Annotated in this window: 16 protein-coding genes and 5 pseudogenes; 11 read left to right on the top strand and 10 right to left on the bottom strand. The window is 28.8% G+C overall.

Features of this window, described 5'->3' with window-relative positions; translation table 11 throughout:
- Nucleotides 1-47: 47 nt before the first annotated feature.
- Nucleotides 48-583, bottom strand: a pseudogene (locus ACZ1HD_RS03000) (GLPGLI family protein); the annotation flags it as partial.
- Nucleotides 584-628: 45 nt separating this feature from the next.
- Nucleotides 629-985, bottom strand: coding sequence for a hypothetical protein (locus tag ACZ1HD_RS02995; protein ID WP_340935091.1), 357 nt, complete (start codon nucleotides 983-985; stop codon nucleotides 629-631).
- A gap of 120 nt (nucleotides 986-1,105) precedes the next feature.
- Here ACZ1HD_RS02995 and ACZ1HD_RS02990 point away from each other — a divergent pair, with 120 nt between their 5' ends.
- The 4 genes and pseudogenes from ACZ1HD_RS02990 to ACZ1HD_RS02975 all read left to right on the top strand — a co-directional run bounded on the left by ACZ1HD_RS02990 (nucleotide 1,106) and on the right by ACZ1HD_RS02975 (nucleotide 4,041).
- On the top strand, nucleotides 1,106-1,558 hold the full coding sequence (locus ACZ1HD_RS02990; protein ID WP_472688609.1) for a hypothetical protein: 453 nt from the start codon (nucleotides 1,106-1,108) through the stop codon (nucleotides 1,556-1,558).
- Between the two features lie 382 nt (nucleotides 1,559-1,940).
- Nucleotides 1,941-2,702, top strand: a complete 762-nt coding sequence (locus ACZ1HD_RS02985; protein WP_472688608.1) for a sensor histidine kinase — start codon at nucleotides 1,941-1,943, stop codon at nucleotides 2,700-2,702.
- A pseudogene (locus tag ACZ1HD_RS02980) lies at nucleotides 2,695-3,373 on the top strand (response regulator transcription factor). Before ACZ1HD_RS02985 ends, ACZ1HD_RS02980 begins: the two are co-directional and overlap by 8 nt.
- 53 nt (nucleotides 3,374-3,426) lie before the next feature.
- A complete protein-coding gene (locus ACZ1HD_RS02975) occupies nucleotides 3,427-4,041 on the top strand; it encodes a deoxynucleoside kinase (RefSeq protein ID WP_077811129.1) in 615 nt (204 codons plus the stop codon).
- Nucleotides 4,042-4,107: 66 nt separating this feature from the next.
- Here ACZ1HD_RS02975 and ACZ1HD_RS02970 read toward each other — a convergent pair whose 3' ends face one another.
- Entirely contained in the window at nucleotides 4,108-5,250 is a 1,143-nt protein-coding gene (locus ACZ1HD_RS02970) for a trans-sulfuration enzyme family protein (RefSeq protein ID WP_472688607.1), read from the bottom strand.
- A 151-nt stretch (nucleotides 5,251-5,401) separates the two neighbouring features.
- A complete protein-coding gene (locus ACZ1HD_RS02965) occupies nucleotides 5,402-5,857 on the bottom strand; it encodes a DinB family protein (protein WP_472688606.1) in 456 nt (151 codons plus the stop codon).
- Between the two features lie 41 nt (nucleotides 5,858-5,898).
- Here ACZ1HD_RS02965 and ACZ1HD_RS02960 point away from each other — a divergent pair, with 41 nt between their 5' ends.
- Nucleotides 5,899-6,246, top strand: coding sequence for an arsenate reductase family protein (locus ACZ1HD_RS02960; protein ID WP_472688605.1), 348 nt, complete (start codon nucleotides 5,899-5,901; stop codon nucleotides 6,244-6,246).
- A gap of 17 nt (nucleotides 6,247-6,263) precedes the next feature.
- On the opposite strand, the gene ACZ1HD_RS02955 is transcribed toward ACZ1HD_RS02960, so the two are convergent.
- The 3 genes from ACZ1HD_RS02955 to ACZ1HD_RS02945 all read right to left on the bottom strand — a co-directional run bounded on the left by ACZ1HD_RS02955 (nucleotide 6,264) and on the right by ACZ1HD_RS02945 (nucleotide 8,645).
- Nucleotides 6,264-6,740 (bottom strand): DUF4252 domain-containing protein, encoded by a 477-nt coding sequence (locus tag ACZ1HD_RS02955; protein ID WP_340935103.1) that lies wholly within the window; start codon nucleotides 6,738-6,740, stop codon nucleotides 6,264-6,266.
- Between the two features lie 65 nt (nucleotides 6,741-6,805).
- Complete coding sequence (locus ACZ1HD_RS02950; protein WP_472688604.1) at nucleotides 6,806-7,438, bottom strand: glycosyltransferase family 4 protein; 633 nt, start codon at nucleotides 7,436-7,438, stop codon at nucleotides 6,806-6,808.
- Nucleotides 7,439-7,793: 355 nt separating this feature from the next.
- On the bottom strand, nucleotides 7,794-8,645 hold the full coding sequence (locus ACZ1HD_RS02945; RefSeq protein ID WP_472688603.1) for a hypothetical protein: 852 nt from the start codon (nucleotides 8,643-8,645) through the stop codon (nucleotides 7,794-7,796).
- 100 nt (nucleotides 8,646-8,745) lie between these two features.
- Between ACZ1HD_RS02945 and ACZ1HD_RS02940 the strand changes: the two are divergent.
- From ACZ1HD_RS02940 to mscL, 3 genes and pseudogenes are all read left to right on the top strand, one after another.
- Nucleotides 8,746-9,382, top strand: a pseudogene (locus tag ACZ1HD_RS02940) (thymidine kinase).
- A 15-nt stretch (nucleotides 9,383-9,397) separates the two neighbouring features.
- Nucleotides 9,398-10,497, top strand: a pseudogene (alr, locus tag ACZ1HD_RS02935) (alanine racemase).
- 53 nt (nucleotides 10,498-10,550) lie between these two features.
- Nucleotides 10,551-10,958 carry a large conductance mechanosensitive channel protein MscL gene (gene mscL, locus ACZ1HD_RS02930; RefSeq protein ID WP_340935242.1) on the top strand — a complete coding sequence of 136 codons (408 nt, stop codon included), beginning with the start codon at nucleotides 10,551-10,553 and terminating at the stop codon, nucleotides 10,956-10,958.
- Nucleotides 10,959-11,017: 59 nt separating this feature from the next.
- On the opposite strand, the gene aat is transcribed toward mscL, so the two are convergent.
- A complete protein-coding gene (gene aat, locus ACZ1HD_RS02925; protein WP_375240233.1) occupies nucleotides 11,018-11,647 on the bottom strand; it encodes a leucyl/phenylalanyl-tRNA--protein transferase in 630 nt (209 codons plus the stop codon).
- Between the two features lie 210 nt (nucleotides 11,648-11,857).
- Between aat and ACZ1HD_RS02920 the strand changes: the two genes are divergently transcribed.
- Together ACZ1HD_RS02920 and ACZ1HD_RS02915 are read left to right on the top strand one after the other, a co-directional pair.
- Nucleotides 11,858-12,400 carry a short-chain dehydrogenase gene (locus ACZ1HD_RS02920; protein ID WP_472688602.1) on the top strand — a complete coding sequence of 181 codons (543 nt, stop codon included), beginning with the start codon at nucleotides 11,858-11,860 and terminating at the stop codon, nucleotides 12,398-12,400.
- Nucleotides 12,401-12,418: 18 nt separating this feature from the next.
- Nucleotides 12,419-12,670, top strand: a complete 252-nt coding sequence (locus ACZ1HD_RS02915) for a DUF1456 family protein (protein ID WP_077811117.1) — start codon at nucleotides 12,419-12,421, stop codon at nucleotides 12,668-12,670.
- 60 nt (nucleotides 12,671-12,730) lie between these two features.
- Here ACZ1HD_RS02915 and ACZ1HD_RS02910 read toward each other — a convergent pair whose 3' ends face one another.
- Together ACZ1HD_RS02910 and ACZ1HD_RS02905 are read right to left on the bottom strand one after the other, a co-directional pair.
- Entirely contained in the window at nucleotides 12,731-13,102 is a 372-nt protein-coding gene (locus ACZ1HD_RS02910; RefSeq protein ID WP_077811116.1) for a DUF3127 domain-containing protein, read from the bottom strand.
- Nucleotides 13,103-13,117: 15 nt separating this feature from the next.
- Nucleotides 13,118-13,978, bottom strand: a complete 861-nt coding sequence (locus tag ACZ1HD_RS02905) for a flavin reductase family protein (protein WP_340935116.1) — start codon at nucleotides 13,976-13,978, stop codon at nucleotides 13,118-13,120.
- A gap of 146 nt (nucleotides 13,979-14,124) precedes the next feature.
- Between ACZ1HD_RS02905 and ACZ1HD_RS02900 the strand changes: the two are divergent.
- Nucleotides 14,125-15,274 (top strand): annotated as a pseudogene (locus tag ACZ1HD_RS02900) (sensor histidine kinase).
- Nucleotides 15,275-15,310: the final 36 nt, after the last annotated feature.

Here is a 15,310-nt window from a genome sequence, read left to right as displayed (position 1 = left end):
CCAGGTAAACCTTGATAGTTATCAGGACCATGACTTAAAGGTATTTCGGCGTATACCAAGCTGTTGTAGTTACCTTTTCTTTTGTTGTTTTTATTTCTGATTTACCATCAACAATCGTCATTTTTTTATTTTCAACTTCTTTTGTATAAGTTGCTTTATAACAGGTATACTTTCCAATATTTTTTGTTTCTGAAGACATTACCCAATCCTTTTTATTTATTTGATCTTTTATTAAAAAGCGTTTGCCTTGTATTTCTGTTTGTTTTGCGTATCGCTTTTCTTTTATATTTTTATACAAAAAAGCACTACTTCCACCACCAAAAGAAATCATTTTTATCTGAGCACCACCAACTTGAGTTCTTGGTGCACCTAATGCAACATCTTGTTTATAAACAGATTCATATTTATTAAAATCTAAATTATAGGTTTTCTGATTCATTTTTTGCAATCTAGCTTGTAGTTTTAACTTCATTTCATCTGACATTGTAGATTTTTTATCGTTGCCAAATTTAACGTTCGATTTTCTACTAGTTTTATAAATAGCTTTTCCTTGAAAATTTTGAGCATTGAATGATACTACCATCAAAAATGCAAATGTTGTTAATAGTGTTTTCATAATTTAACGGTTTTAGTATTTTTTAGAAATTTTAATTAATGTCTTTATTATTTTTTTTGATTTATATATTAAAGAATCAATGTTTTTTGTTTCTCCTGAAACTTCCATTTTACCTTTAAATTTATTTTTAGAATCTTTCAAATCCAACTCAAAACTCAATGCAATTTTTTCATTAGGTTTATTGTGTTCAAAAATGCTTTCAATGTCTTTCCAATTAATCTTTTCTAAATCTTTTACAGAAGTTGAAGTAAAAGCCAAAGAAGTTATTTTAGAAATTTCATCTTTAGAATAAGCTGCTTTTGTATTGCTTTCTTGTGCATTTATAAGTAGCGAAATAAAAAGTAAAAATAAAGTAGTTAGTTTTTTCATAATATTGTTTTTTAAATTGAACACTACAAAGGTGCAACACAACAAAACAATTTATAGTTAACGAGTGTTAACGAGTGTTAACCGACTCATTTTATAATATTTAGAACCTATATTTGTAACATGAAAGCAAATAAACAGCAATGGATTATATACTTAATTACTACAACCATAGTAGCAACTATTGCCATCCAATTTTATTGGAATTATAAAAACTACGAAGAAAATAAAAGACAGGTAACAAACGAAATTCAGTTAAGTTTAGACAATGCTGTAGAAGAATATTACTCTTCTTTGGCAAAAAGTAACTTCTTAACTATTATAGAGAACAAGCCAAATAACAGTAAAACGATTGAAGAAAATTCTATCGGTAAAATTTTACAAAATTTAAAAGAAAACAACTCTGAAAAAGTAAAACCAAAAGTTACTATCAATAATATAAAAATAACTTCTAATGATAACCTTTCTAAAGAAAAAATAGATTCTATGATGAATTCTACCAAGGAATTTGTTACTAATTTTAACACTAAAATAGACAGTGTAGTCGTAAAAAAACAGAAAAAAGTAAAGTTTTAACGCAACTTTTAGATTCTAAACAAGGTATTACAATAAATAATGATGGCTCTAAAACTAATGTAAAATATTTTAAGGGTAAAAAAGCAGCAGATAGTTTAAAGTTTTTAAAAAACATAAAACCAATTTTTATTTCTTTTATAGATGAAAGTATAGAATATGATAAGATAGATTCTTTAGTTGAAAAACAGTTATCACAAAAAAAGATAATTCTAAAAACAAGTTTTCATCATTTTAAAAATGATACTTTATTTCATAAAACAAAAGATTCTATTTTAGATGAAGAGTTTTTTCCGTTAGTTCTAAGTCTACCTACGTTAAAGACAACGAAGAGTTTAAACTGATCTACAACAACCCCAATATTGAAACTTTAAAACGAAGTACTTTGGGTATATTTTTATCTTTTTTACTATCATTAGCAGTAATTTACAGTCTATTTTATATGCTAAAAGTAATCAATCAACAAAAAGAATTGGCAATCATAAAAAACGATTTAATTAGTAATATAACACACGAATTTAAAACACCAATAGCCACAGTTGCTACAGCCATAGAAGCCTTAGAAAATTTTAATGTTTTAGATGATAAAGAAAAAACTAAAAAATACCTTTCGATGTCTTCTTTTCAACTAAAAAAATTGCATCAAATGGTAGAAAAACTACTAGAAACCGCAACCTTAGATAGCGAACAATTAATCTTAAAAAAAGAATCTATAGATATTACAAATACCATAGAAAAATTGGCAAATAAACATCAATTTTTAAATACTGATAAAGAAATTAACTTTTCTACAAACCTAAAACCAATCTATTTAAATGTAGATAATTTTCATTTTGAAAATGCTGTTTCTAACTTAATAGATAATGCTGTTAAATATGGCGGCAATGCCATAGAAATTAATATCAATTCTATTTTAAATACCACAGAAATATCTGTTGCAGACAATGGTAACGGAATCGACAAAAATCTACAAGATAAAATTTTTGATAAATTTTACAGAGTTCCAAAAGGAAACACACACAATGTAAAAGGTTTTGGAATAGGACTATATTACAGTAAAAAAATTATTGAAAAACATGCTGGTTCACTAACTTTATCTTCAACAAAAAACAACACAATATTTAAAATAAACTTGCCAAATGAATAATATAAAAGTTTTACTTGCAGAAGACGAAGCTAGTTTAGGTATGATTGTAAAAGAAAGTTTAGAAACTAGAAATTTTACAGTATTTCATGCAGAAAACGGTAAAATTGCACTCGAAAAATATCAGAAAGAAAAACCGAGATATTTTAGTTTTAGATGTAATGATGCCAATTAAAGATGGTTTTACACTTGCCAAAGAAATTAGAGCAGAAAACAAACATATTCCTATTATATTTCTTACCGCAAAATCGCAAACGTCTGATGTTTTAGAAGGATTTAACAATGGTGGCAACGATTATTTAAAAAAGCCATTTTCTATGGAAGAATTAATTGTAAGAATTAAATCTTTACTGAATAAAATTCAACTAAAAACCAATACAGAAAATATAAAAATTGGAAATTACTTATTTAATTTAACGAAACAAACTCTTACTTTTTCTGAGGAAGAGCAAAAACTTACACACAGAGAAGCGCAATTATTATTCTATCTTTTCGAAAAGAAAAATGAAGTTTTAGACAGAACTTTTATTTTGAATAAATTATGGGGAAACGATGATTTTTTTAATGCAAGAAGTATGGATGTTTTTATTTCTAAATTAAGAAAGAAATTAAACCAGGATGAAAATATTCAAATAATTAATGTGCGTGGTTTTGGTTATAAATTAATTTGTTAATTATAAAATTTATGTACCTTTATCCACCGTTTTAATTTTATACCTTTTTATATATGCACGTTGCAATTGCAGGAAATATTGGCGCTGGTAAAACTACGCTAACCAAACTTTTAGCGAAACATTACAATTGGAAACCTCATTTTGAAGCTGTTGATGAAAATCCTTATTTAGATGATTTTTACACAGAGATGGAGCGCTGGTCTTTTAATTTACAAGTATATTTTTTAAATAGTAGATTTAGACAGATCTTAGAACTAAGAGAATCTGGACAAAACATTATTCAAGACAGAACTATTTATGAAGATGCTCATATTTTTGCACCAAACTTACACGCAATGGGCTTAATGACAAATAGAGATTTTAGCAATTATTCTTCTTTATTTGAATTGATGGAAAATTTAGTACAACCACCGGATTTATTAATTTATTTACGTGCAGATATTTCTACTTTGGTTGGCCAAATACACAAACGAGGTAGAGAATATGAAAACTCCATTTCTATTGATTATTTAAGCAGACTAAACGAACGTTACGAAGCTTTTATTTCTAAATATACCAAAGGAAAGTTATTAGTTATAGATGTTGATAATTTAGATTTTGTTAAAAATCAAGAAGATTTAGGATATATTATAGATCGAATAGACTCTCAAATTAATGGTTTATTTTAATTGAGAATTACTAGACACAAAAAAGGGAGAAATTTTAAAATTTCTCCCTTTTTTGTGTTTTAAACATTATGCTTGTAAAGCATTTTCTAAATCTTGTATTAAATCTTCTACATCTTCTATACCAACACTTAAACGTATTAAAGAATCTGTAATACCAATTTTTAAACGTTCTTCTTCCGGTATTGATGCATGCGACATTGTTGCAGAATGGTTTGCTAAACTTTCTACACCTCCTAAAGATTCTGCCAAAGTAAATAACTTTGTGTTTTCTAGAAATTTAAAAGCAGCTTCTTTAGTTTCTTCTTTTAAAGAGAAAGAAACCATACCGCCGAAGCCTTTCATTTGTTTTTTTGCTAATTCAAAATTTGGATGTTCTGCTAAACCAGGATAATAAACTTTACCAACTTTTGGATGATTTTTAAGGAAATTAGCAATTGCTTTACCATTTTCGCAATGACGTTGCATTCTAATATGTAAGGTTTTTATGCCTCTTAGAGCCAAAAAAGAATCCATTGGACCTGCAATTGCGCCTGCAACAAATTGAATAAAATGAATTTCTTCTGCTAATTTAGCATCTTTAACCATTAATGCACCCATAATAATGTCTGAATGCCCACCAAGATATTTTGTGGCAGAATGCATTACAATATCTGCACCTAAATTTAAAGGTTGCTGTAAATAAGGCGTTGCAAATGTATTGTCTACTGCTATTAAAATTTCGTTATTAATTTCTTTTACAGCATTAGAAATTGCATTTATATCTGCAATTTTCATTAACGGATTTGTTGGTGTTTCTAACCTGATTAATTTGGTGTTCTTAGTAATTTTATTTGTAATATTTTTTAAACTATCTGTATCTACAAAAGAAAATTCTAGGCCATATTTTTGAAATAATTTTGTGAACATTCTATACGTTCCGCCATACAAATCGTCTCCTGCAATTATTTCGTCTCCGGGTTTTAAAAGTCTTAAAACTGCATCTATTGCAGCTAAACCAGATGAAAAAGCAAAACCTTTTGTACCATTTTCTATCGCAGTAAAACTATCTTCTAAAGCCTTTCTTGTCGGATTTTCTCCTCTTGAATAATGAAATTCTTGATCTGGGTTTGTTTGTGCGTATGTTGATGTTTGAAAAATTGGCGGCATAATTGCGCCTGTTGATTTTTCTGGTTTTTGGCCTCCGTGAATAGTTTTCGTATTAAATTTCATTGTTTGATAGCTTTTAACTTCTAATTGCTAATAACCAGCAAATAGTTTAGCCCAGATTGAACGGTTTGTTTGAGCTCTTTTTAGCTGTAAATTTTAAAAAATTTACAGCTAAAAAAGCGAGTAGTGAAAGCTGGAAATAGCTTCTAAAAAATTATAAAAATTTCTTTATAGATCTTATAATTCCGTAGTGAATTCCTTCGTGAAAATTGTTAAAAGCAATTGCATTTTCTATAGAGCTTAACACAAAACCTGTGCTTGTTGGGTATTCTGTAAATTCTTTAAAAATACCTGCTTCGAAATCTTCTTCTAAAGTATCCGGCAAACCTATTAAAAGTTCTTTTACTTCATCGAATTCTTCTTCTGTAAATTGTTTTGTTGGTACAGTTCCTTTTTTAAAATCTGTAATTAAATCATCTGGACACAGACAGTTTAAACCCGACATTTTGTAATGTAATAATTGTTGTGTGACTACTAAATGAGCAACATTCCAAGCAATATTGTTTTTAAATCCTGCAGGAATTACATGAATTTGCTCTAATGTTAAACCTTCTAATTCTTTTATTACTAAATCGCGAGATTTTCTTAAAACATCGAATTGTGTCTTCATTTTTTATGTTATTTTTGAGTAAACAAATATAATCGATTCCTATGAGAAAAGTTTATTTTTTACAAACTTGTGATACTTGTAAACGTATTTTAAAAGAGGTAAATACAGATGGTTTTGAGCGACAAGAAATAAAAGGAAATCCTGTAAATGTTGCGCAATTAGAAGAAATGCACAAGCTTGCGGGTAGTTATGAGGCGTTGTTTAATAAACGTGCGAAATTATATAAAGCTATGGATTTAAAAAATCAGGAAATTTCTGAGGCAGATTACAAGCAATATATTTTAGATGAATATACTTTTTTAAAACGACCTGTTTTTATTGTTGATAACGAAATTTTTATTGGAAATAGTAAAAAAGTGGTTGCAGAATTAAAAGAGAAGATTGGTTAAATCTTCTCTTTTGTTTTTTATCTAGATGTTACTTCTATGTTTGAAGATGATATCATTGCAGCTAATTCTTCTTTAGTAATTTTAGTTTTTAAACCGAATAACACTAATTTATCGTTATTACTGTTTGCTCTAATTATAATTTCTCTTATTAGATTGTTTTTTTCTACAAAATACAATTCTGCTTTACTACCATTGTCTTTAACTCGAACATAGGTTTTTAAATTATTTCTTCTTTTAAACTTTTTAAAGCCTTTTGCAACAGTATAATCATCATTATTAAAAACCATAAGTTTAAAATCGCTCGATTTTTTAATAACATTCATTAAATCGCTATCATCTTCATCATCTAAAAATGAACCTGCCAAGGATGCAGATAAATTTATAGAAAAAGTAGATTTCTCTTTATTTGATTTATAAAATTTTTCGAAAGCGGCATCTTGTGCCGAAGTTGCTGTAATAATAAAAGCGAAAAGAATTGTCGCTATATTTTTCATAATTAGTAGGTTTTAAATTTAAGACGACTACAAATTAATTTTGTTACAGAGTTTTACCTTAATTACTAATTCTGATATACTTTTATAAGGTTTTCTGCTTCTTTTAAGGCACTCCAGTTTTTTAAAATTTCTTCTCTTGCTTGTTTACCTAAAAGTGATAATTCTCCGTTTATAGAACTTTCAAGTAGTTTTTCTAATTCGCTGCTATTACCTGGGGCAAACAAATAACCATTTTTTGTGTTTTCTATTAATGATGAATGTACGCCTACTTCTTTTGTTGCAATAACAGAACATCCGCAAGACATTGCCTCTGCGGTTACCAAAGAAAATCCTTCAGAAAAACTTGGTACAACTGCTATTTTTGATGCTTGATAATATGATAATATATCTGGAGTTTCGTTAACAAAATAAACTTGTTCGTTAACCTTTTGCTCTTTTGCAATTTGTTGTAATTCTTCTAAAAATGCAGGTTTATCTACTTTACCCACTATTACCAAAGCCCAGTTTTTATGATTATTTAAAATTTTAGCAGCTTTTAGCAATGTTACTTGTCCTTTGGCTTTTCTAACTCTACCTGCACATAAAATAATATGATCTTGTTTTATATTTTTTAAAGTAACATTTTCTTTAGGCTTAAAATAATCTACATCTACTCCGTGACCAACAACTGTATTTTTAATACCCAATTTTTGACTCATACTATTTATCAAAGTAACAACTTTATCTGCTTTTTTAGCAGTTTCATTGTTAAACCGGAAGGAACAGTTTCTGCATGTCTTGTTGCTACTAATTTAAATTTTGCGCCAAAAAACCTAAAAAAAGCATACGCATAATTTCGTTATTACGATGACAATGCACAACAACTTCTCTATCAGAAAACAATAACTTTCTTAGCTCTTTGGTCTTAATATGTGTGCCTTTTGCACCATATCCGTATAGATACGTTTCGTATGTATCAGAAAAAAAGGTAAAACATTTTCTATACTTCTTGTAACACCAGTTCTACGTTTATGAAAATGTGTATGTATTAAAATTGGTTTCAAATAAATGGTTTTATGCGAATCTTCTTTCTATAATCTCTAACAATCTATTTTCTAATTCTTCTTGATTAGACCAATCATAATCTGGCTTTACCATTTTAATGATAAACTTTTTTGCTTCTTTTTCTGTCTTAAATGTATTTAATTGAGAAACGACACGATTAAAATCTTCTTGGCTACCTTCAAACAAATTTTTCACAAAAACAATTCTATCATTTAAACCAATTTGAATATTAGTCTGTAATTTATCGTTTAAAGATTTTGGTTGCACAGGTTCAAACAAGTTAGCAATAACATCAACCGGAATTGTGTCTTCCAATTCTTCCTCTAAAGTAATTGCATTTTTTTCGCCAACATCTTTGGGGTCGTCTTTAAAGTTTGTGGGTTTTGTATCCCCAAAAATTAGTTCTTCTAAATCATCAAAAGGTTGTTCTATCGGTTCTTCTTTTTCAACTTCTATTTTCTCGTTAACAACTTCTTCTTTTAAAGTTTCAATGATAACTTCTTCTTCAAGCGGTTTCAAAATTTCTGATGTTTCAATTTCTTGCTTTAAGAAATCGTCTCCTATTTCTGCAACAAGCTTTTCATTTACATCTATAAAATCTTCTTCTACATCTTCTTTATCATCAGTAGCAATAATAGTGTGCTTTTTATCGAATGCAGAAGTTACCTTTTCTACAAGTTCTTCTTTTGTTTCGTATAAGTTAGGATTGGTGTTTACATAATCTTCTACAAATGCCAAAAGTGATAATTTCTCATAAATTTGCTGCGATTTGTCTTTTAAAGCTTTTACATCTTGTTTATTTTTCATCTGTAAAATGCTATGAGCTAAACTCATTAAATCGTTTTCCAATTTTTTGTGCATAAGTTGTAAGTTGAAGTTATAATTTACTCGTAATTTTTAATAAATTTGTTGATTACGAAAGTAAAGCAAAATTTAAATTTCTAAAGCCTAAAATTACAAAATGTTTCTTGAAAATACAGTAAATCATACAGAACAATTTGGTTGGATAGAAGTAATATGCGGCTCTATGTTTTCTCGGTAAAACAGAAGAACTTATTAGACGTTTAAAACGTGCACAGTTTGCAAAACAGCGTGTAGAAATTTTTAAACCAGCTGTAGATACTCGTTATGACGATGAAGAAGTTGTATCGCATAACGATAATAGAATTAGATCTACACCCGTACCTGCATCTGCAAATATTAGACTTTTAGCCAACAATGTAGATGTTGTTGGTATAGATGAAGCACAGTTTTTTGATGATGAAATTGTTGCGGTTTGTAACGATTTAGCAAATAGAGGAATTCGTGTAATTGTTGCTGGTTTAGATATGGATTTTAAAGGAAATCCTTTCGGGCCAATGCCTGCTTTAATGGCAACTGCAGAATACGTAACTAAAGTGCATGCAGTCTGCACGCATACAGGTAATTTAGCGCATTACAGTTTTAGAAAGGCTAAAAACGACAACATTGTAATGTTAGGTGAAACGCAAGAATATGAACCGTTAAGTAGAGCGGCTTATTACAAAGCATTACAAAAGCAACAACAAGAAGTTTTATCTTCTACAGAAAAAGATTCTGCTACAAAAGATTCTGACTAAAATACTGCATTAAATATGAATAACCACGTAACCGTTTTAGAGATTGATGGTGCTGCTTTAGACCATAATCTTAATTATTTTAAACAAAAAATTAATCCAGAAACAAAAATCTTAGCAGTAGTTAAAGCTTTTGGTTACGGTAGCGATGGCGTGCAAGTTGCAAAACATTTAGAGGATAAAGTAGATTATTTTGCTGTGGCTTACACGCACGAAGGTATTGCTTTAAGAGAAGCCAATATTTCTAAACCTATTTTAGTTTTACATCCGCAGATACCAAATTTAAAAGAGGTTGTTTCTTATCGATTAGAACCAAACTTATATAATTTTAAAATATTTAATGCATTTTTTAAGTTAGCAGACGAAGCTCCTTTAATGAATTATCCTATTCATATTAAATTTAACACAGGTTTAAATAGGTTGGGTTTTTGGCACACAGATATTCCTGCTATAATTTCTGATTTAAAGAAAACAAATCACATTAAAGTACAATCTTTATTTTCTCATTTAGCAGCAAGTGAAGATCCAGAAGAACAAGAGTTTAGCATTAACCAAATAAACAACTTTGCATATATTGCCCAACAATTTTACAAGCATTTAGGCTACGAACCCTTATTACATATATTAAATACTTCGGCGTTGTAAATTATGCTAAAGCACAATTTGATATGGTTAGAGTTGGTATTGGTTTGTACGGTTTTGGTAATGATGATAAAGAAACTGCAGCATTAAAAAACACTCACAATTTAACATCTATAATATCTCAAATACACACAATTAATCCAGGAGAAACAGTAGGTTACAATAGAGCATTTGTGGCAAAAAGACCAACTAAAACTGCAACTGTACCTATTGGGCACGCAGATGGTTTGTCTAGAAAAATTGGCAATAAAAAAGGATATGTTTTAATTAACAACCAAAAAGCACCTATTATAGGTAACGTCTGTATGGATATGATAATGGTTGATGTAACTAAAATTAATTGTAATGAAGGTGATGCAGTTATAATATTTAATAATCAACAAATGATACAACATATTGCCAACGTTTCTGAAACAATTGTTTATGAAACTTTGACTGCAATCTCTCAACGTGTTAAAAAAGTGTTAAAGAAATAATTTTTTTAGTATTTTAGCCATTCATTAATCAATTAAATACTTATAAAATGGGAATGCTTAAAGAATTTAAAGACTTTGCAATGAAGGGAAACCTTGTTGACATTGCAGTAGGTTTTGTTATGGGTGCAGCTTTTAAACAAGTTGTTACTTCTTTTACTGGTGGAATTGTTTCACCTTTAATTGGTCTAATTTTCAATGCCGATTTAAAAGACTTAAAATATATAGTTAAAGACGGTGTTGCAGATGAAACTGGTAAAGTTGTTGGTGAAGTTGCTGTATTATACGGAGACTTTTTAACAAACGTAATTGACTTTATTATTGTTGCTTTTGTAATGTTCTTAATTGTAAAAGGTTTAAATAACTTAAAGAAAAAAGAAGAACCAGCTCCAGCTCCGGCACCAGCAGGACCTTCTCAAGAAGAATTATTAGAGCAAATTAGAGATTTATTAGCTAAGAAATAAGCAGTAATTCTTACATATAATATAAAAAAATCCTTGAGTTTAATTACTCAAGGATTTTTTTATTTTTCTTTTAATATTGATAAAAATAAAGCCCTATCAATTTCTTTAGCACCTAAACTTGCTAAATGATTGTTATAAACTTGGCAATCGATTAGCTTGTATTTTTTAGTTTGAACCAAGTAAATAAAAGCCAATTTAGATGCATTAGACACTTTACTAAACATACTTTCACCACAAAATACGCCGTTAACCTCTACGCCATATAAACCACCTACTAATTCGTTATCTAACCAAACTTCTATCGATTTTGCAAAACCTGTTTTATGCAAATTTATGTAAGCTTGTTCCATATCATTAGTAATCCAAGTACCAAGATCATCTTTTCTATCAATATTTTTACAATTATAAATTACCTCTGCAAAAGCTTTATTCTCGGTAATTGTAAATTTATTTTTATTGAGTATTTTTCTCATGGATTTGGATACTTTTAAATCTTCCGGAAAAAGCACCATTCTATCATAAGGACAATACCAAACAATTGGATCATCATCAGAAAACCAAGGGAAAATTCCGTTTTGATAAGCGAAAATTAATCTTTTTTCAGATAAATCTCCTCCCAAAGCAATTATGCCCTCTTTTGTGGTATATTTATAATCAGGAAAATCAATTTTATCTGTAAGCCAAATCATGAAAATAGAATTAAGAATTAGAAACAAACTTACATATTTCTTAAAAAACAGTTAATCTAAAATTCTATTCTTATTTATTTAGAATTTGTTACTATTTTTGCAAATTAATTAAACAATTGTCTTCTTGGAAAAAAAGAAAAAAAGAGAAAGAAAAAAACCGCATTTATAGGTAAAAGGCTACATAACTATTATGGTAGAACAGGCTTTTATATGTTTGTTTGGGAAAGTGTAAAAAAAGCTTTCTTACCAATTGTACTTGTAGTTTTAGGGCTATTTTTATTTAATAAATACGTTTACGATATTAATAATGGTTTAGAAACAATTACAGAAACTTTTTCTAGAGTTGGTATTTTAATAACATTTTTTATTTCTGAAACTGTTTTAGGTTTAATTCCGCCAGAAATATTTATTGCTTGGACAAAGAAAACAGACGAACCTATTTTAAATTTATCAATTTTAGCTGCATTATCATATTTTGGTGGTTTGTTATCTTATTTTATTGGTAAAACCACTTTAAAAATAGAATCTGTAAAGAATTATTTAGAAGTTAAAATGGCAGCAAATCTTAAAAACACAAAAAAATGGGGTGGCTTTTTAATTTTAGTTGGTGCACTTTTACCTTTGCCTTTTTCTATTGCGTGTTTAGCTGCAGGTATGATTAAATATCCTTTTAGAAATGTTGTCTTTTTTGGATTATTCCGTTTTTTAAGGTTCGCAATTTATGCTTGGGCTATATTTAAAGTAGTTACATAAAAATAGTACCTTTGCAATATGGGATTAACAAATAACGATATTTTAAAAAAATTACGTGTTGCGCATAAATTGCGTGATACAGATATTATAGAAATCTGCGCTTTGGTAGATTTTAAAGTTTCTAAAGGAGAATTAGGTGCTTTATTTAGAAGTGAAGATCATCCGAAGTATGTAGAATGCGGAGACCAAATATTAAGAAACTTCTTAAATGGTTTGGTTATTCATCTTAGAGGCCCAATGCCAAAGAAAGAAAAACCAAAAACAACATAAAAAAAGAGTGCAATTTAATAATTGCACTCTTTTTTTATATCTAATTTAAATTTCTAGATTCTAGAAAGGTAAATCGTCTGGCTCTTCGTTAGAAACGTTAGATGCTGGCTGAAACTGATCTACTGGAGGTAAGTTTTGCCCTTGTGTGTTAGACTGAGATAAGTTTTCTATTCTCCAACCTTGTATAGAGTTAAAATATTTTGCTTCACCTTGTGGGTTAATCCATTCTCTACCTCTTAAATTGATAGATACTTTTACATCTTGCCCAACAGCGTAATTGTTTAATAAATCTACTTTATCTTGTACAAATTCAATCATAATCATTTGAGGATATTGATCATCTGTTGTAACAACTAATTCTCTTTTTCTAAAACCATTTGCACCAAAAGTTTGTACATCTCCGATTAACTTAACTTTACCAATAACTTCCATAATATATAATCTTAACTATTTAATTAAAAGCACTTTCCAAGCACTTTCTACATCATTCTTTTTTAAAAAATCTTGTGCAAATGTATGTTTTTTTGCGGTTTCTAACCCAATAAATTTAGGATGTTCTTTCGCAAAGTTATTAACACTTTCTTCGGTAGGCAATTGTTCTATGTTGCCTAACATACCCAAATTATTACCTGTTAAAACTGTACTATTTCTAATGTCTGCACTTATTGCATCAACACCAATACCTAATGTAGAAATTGGTTTCGGTATTTCGAAAAAACCATCTCTTGCTCTCGAATAATAACTTCCGCCGGCTCTTGCAACCAAGTCTATTTTATGTTGATCTATTGCACCGTTTTCATCTAAAACATCATCAGAAATATGAATTTTAACTACTTCACAAACAACCAAATTACCTGCCCCACCATTTTCTCCTGTAAAAATTACGTCGTTAACTTTACATTCAAATTGCACAGGTGATTCTGCAACTCTAAATGGTTTTACAATATCCGATTTTAGCATTGTAAAGCCCGCTTTATCAAACTCATTTACACCTTCTGGGTACTCAGTAGAACTTAAAGACATCTGCTGTACAATATCGTAATTAACCATATTAATTACTACTTCTTTAGTTTCTAAAGCATTTTCTAAAGTATGTTTTGTAGTATTATCTCTTACTCGTCTTGCAGGAGAAAAAATCATTATCGGCGGATTTGCACCAAAGACATTAAAAAAACTAAACGGAGATAAATTCGGATTTCCATCTTTATCTATTGTACTCGCAAAAGCAATTGGTCTTGGGGCAACGGCACCTAGTAAATAACCATGTAATTTTGCTGTAGAAACTTCTTTTGGGTCTATTGTAAGCATATCTTAAGTATTTAAAAATTCAAAAAAATCTTATTTATTAAAAACTTTAAAACAATTCAATTTTAATAAAAAAGAAAATTTTAGACTGTAAAGATACTATCAAAATAGGAAATGAGTTATATACTGAAAGCTTTATATTTGTTTATATGAATTTTCTAACCAATACACTTTTATTTAAAAGAATTGCCGTTTTAATCTCTTTGATAATCGTTTCTTTAATTCTATGGAATACCTACATATTTTTTCAGAAATTTAAAAATGATGAAAGAGTAAAAATGGAAATTTTAGGGATTGCTCAAAAGCAGTTGGCAAATTCAGATCTAAACGCAGATATAACTTTACCGAGATAAAATTATTGTTGCTAATACGACTATTCCGTTAATTTTGGTTGATGAAAAAGGTAACATCGAATCTTTTCAAAATTTAGACTCTTTAAAATCTTTAAACCCTAAATATCTAGAAGAGCAACTGCTAAAAATGAAAGAAGAAAATGCGCCTATAGAAATTAGTTACAATGGTAAAAACAAGCAATATATTTATTATCGAAATTCAGATTTACTAAACAAACTAACCTATTACCCAATAGCATTAATCTTAATTCTAATCTTATTTTTAAGTGTTATTTACCTGTTTTATAACTCTAATAAAGCAGCAGAAACTAACAAATTATGGACAGGTATGGCCAAGGAAACTGCGCACCAAATTGGCACACCATTATCTTCTTTATTAGGTTGGATTGCCATTTTAAAAATGGAAAATGTAGACGATAAATATGTAGAAGAAATAGAAAAAGACGTAAATCGATTGAATATAATTGCCAACAGGTTTTCTAAAATTGGCTCTATACCTGAGTTGAAATCAGATAATATTGTTACCATTACAAAAAATGCATTCGACTATTTAAAATCTAGAAGCTCTAAACAAATTAGCTTTTCGTTTATCACTTCAGATACCGAAATAAACACTAAAATTAATGCCGAATTGTATGGTTGGGTAATAGAAAACCTCATAAAAAATGCAATCGATGCGATGCAAAGAGAAGGTTCTTTAAAAATCCGAATAGAAAATACAACTAAAAAAGTTAAAATTATTGTTTCTGATACCGGTAAAGGGATGCCAAAAAAATTATTTAAACAAATCTTTAAACCCGGTTTTACGACGAAAAAGCGTGGTTGGGGTTTGGGCCTATCATTATCTAAAAGAATTGTAGAAGACTATCACAAAGGTAAAATTTATGTTCAAAAATCTGAAATAGATAAAGGAACAACCTTCGAGATTTTATTAAATAAAGCTTAAGAATTCAAAGAACTAATTCCCCTTATATTTCTTATA

It is taken from the genome of Polaribacter sp. HA6-7 (genome assembly GCF_055693625.1).
The sequence above is the reverse complement of the archived record's forward strand: the minus strand, read 5'-3'. Positions and strand labels throughout refer to the sequence as shown.

Bases quoted from the DNA above. Each gene is read 5' to 3' on its own strand.
- ACZ1HD_RS02910 (WP_077811116.1), bottom strand. From the start codon at position 13,102: ATGGAAGTTATTGGTAAAGTTAAGTTAATCGGAGATGTACAAACTTTT.
- ACZ1HD_RS02905 (WP_340935116.1), bottom strand. From the start codon at position 13,978: ATGCTTACAATAGACCCAAAAGAAGTTTCTACAGCAAAATTACATGGT.
- ACZ1HD_RS02945 (WP_472688603.1), bottom strand. From the start codon at position 8,645: ATGCACAAAAAATTGGAAAACGATTTAATGAGTTTAGCTCATAGCATT.
- ACZ1HD_RS02965 (WP_472688606.1), bottom strand. From the start codon at position 5,857: ATGAAGACACAATTCGATGTTTTAAGAAAATCTCGCGATTTAGTAATA.
- ACZ1HD_RS02950 (WP_472688604.1), bottom strand. From the start codon at position 7,438: ATGAGTCAAAAATTGGGTATTAAAAATACAGTTGTTGGTCACGGAGTA.
- ACZ1HD_RS02990 (WP_472688609.1), top strand. From the start codon at position 1,106: ATGAAAGCAAATAAACAGCAATGGATTATATACTTAATTACTACAACC.
- ACZ1HD_RS02970 (WP_472688607.1), bottom strand. From the start codon at position 5,250: ATGAAATTTAATACGAAAACTATTCACGGAGGCCAAAAACCAGAAAAA.
- ACZ1HD_RS02995 (WP_340935091.1), bottom strand. From the start codon at position 985: ATGAAAAAACTAACTACTTTATTTTTACTTTTTATTTCGCTACTTATA.
- ACZ1HD_RS02915 (WP_077811117.1), top strand. From the start codon at position 12,419: ATGGGATTAACAAATAACGATATTTTAAAAAAATTACGTGTTGCGCAT.
- mscL (WP_340935242.1), top strand. From the start codon at position 10,551: ATGCTTAAAGAATTTAAAGACTTTGCAATGAAGGGAAACCTTGTTGAC.
- ACZ1HD_RS02920 (WP_472688602.1), top strand. From the start codon at position 11,858: ATGTTTGTTTGGGAAAGTGTAAAAAAAGCTTTCTTACCAATTGTACTT.
- ACZ1HD_RS02960 (WP_472688605.1), top strand. From the start codon at position 5,899: ATGAGAAAAGTTTATTTTTTACAAACTTGTGATACTTGTAAACGTATT.
- ACZ1HD_RS02955 (WP_340935103.1), bottom strand. From the start codon at position 6,740: ATGAAAAATATAGCGACAATTCTTTTCGCTTTTATTATTACAGCAACT.
- ACZ1HD_RS02975 (WP_077811129.1), top strand. From the start codon at position 3,427: ATGCACGTTGCAATTGCAGGAAATATTGGCGCTGGTAAAACTACGCTA.
- aat (WP_375240233.1), bottom strand. From the start codon at position 11,647: ATGATTTGGCTTACAGATAAAATTGATTTTCCTGATTATAAATATACC.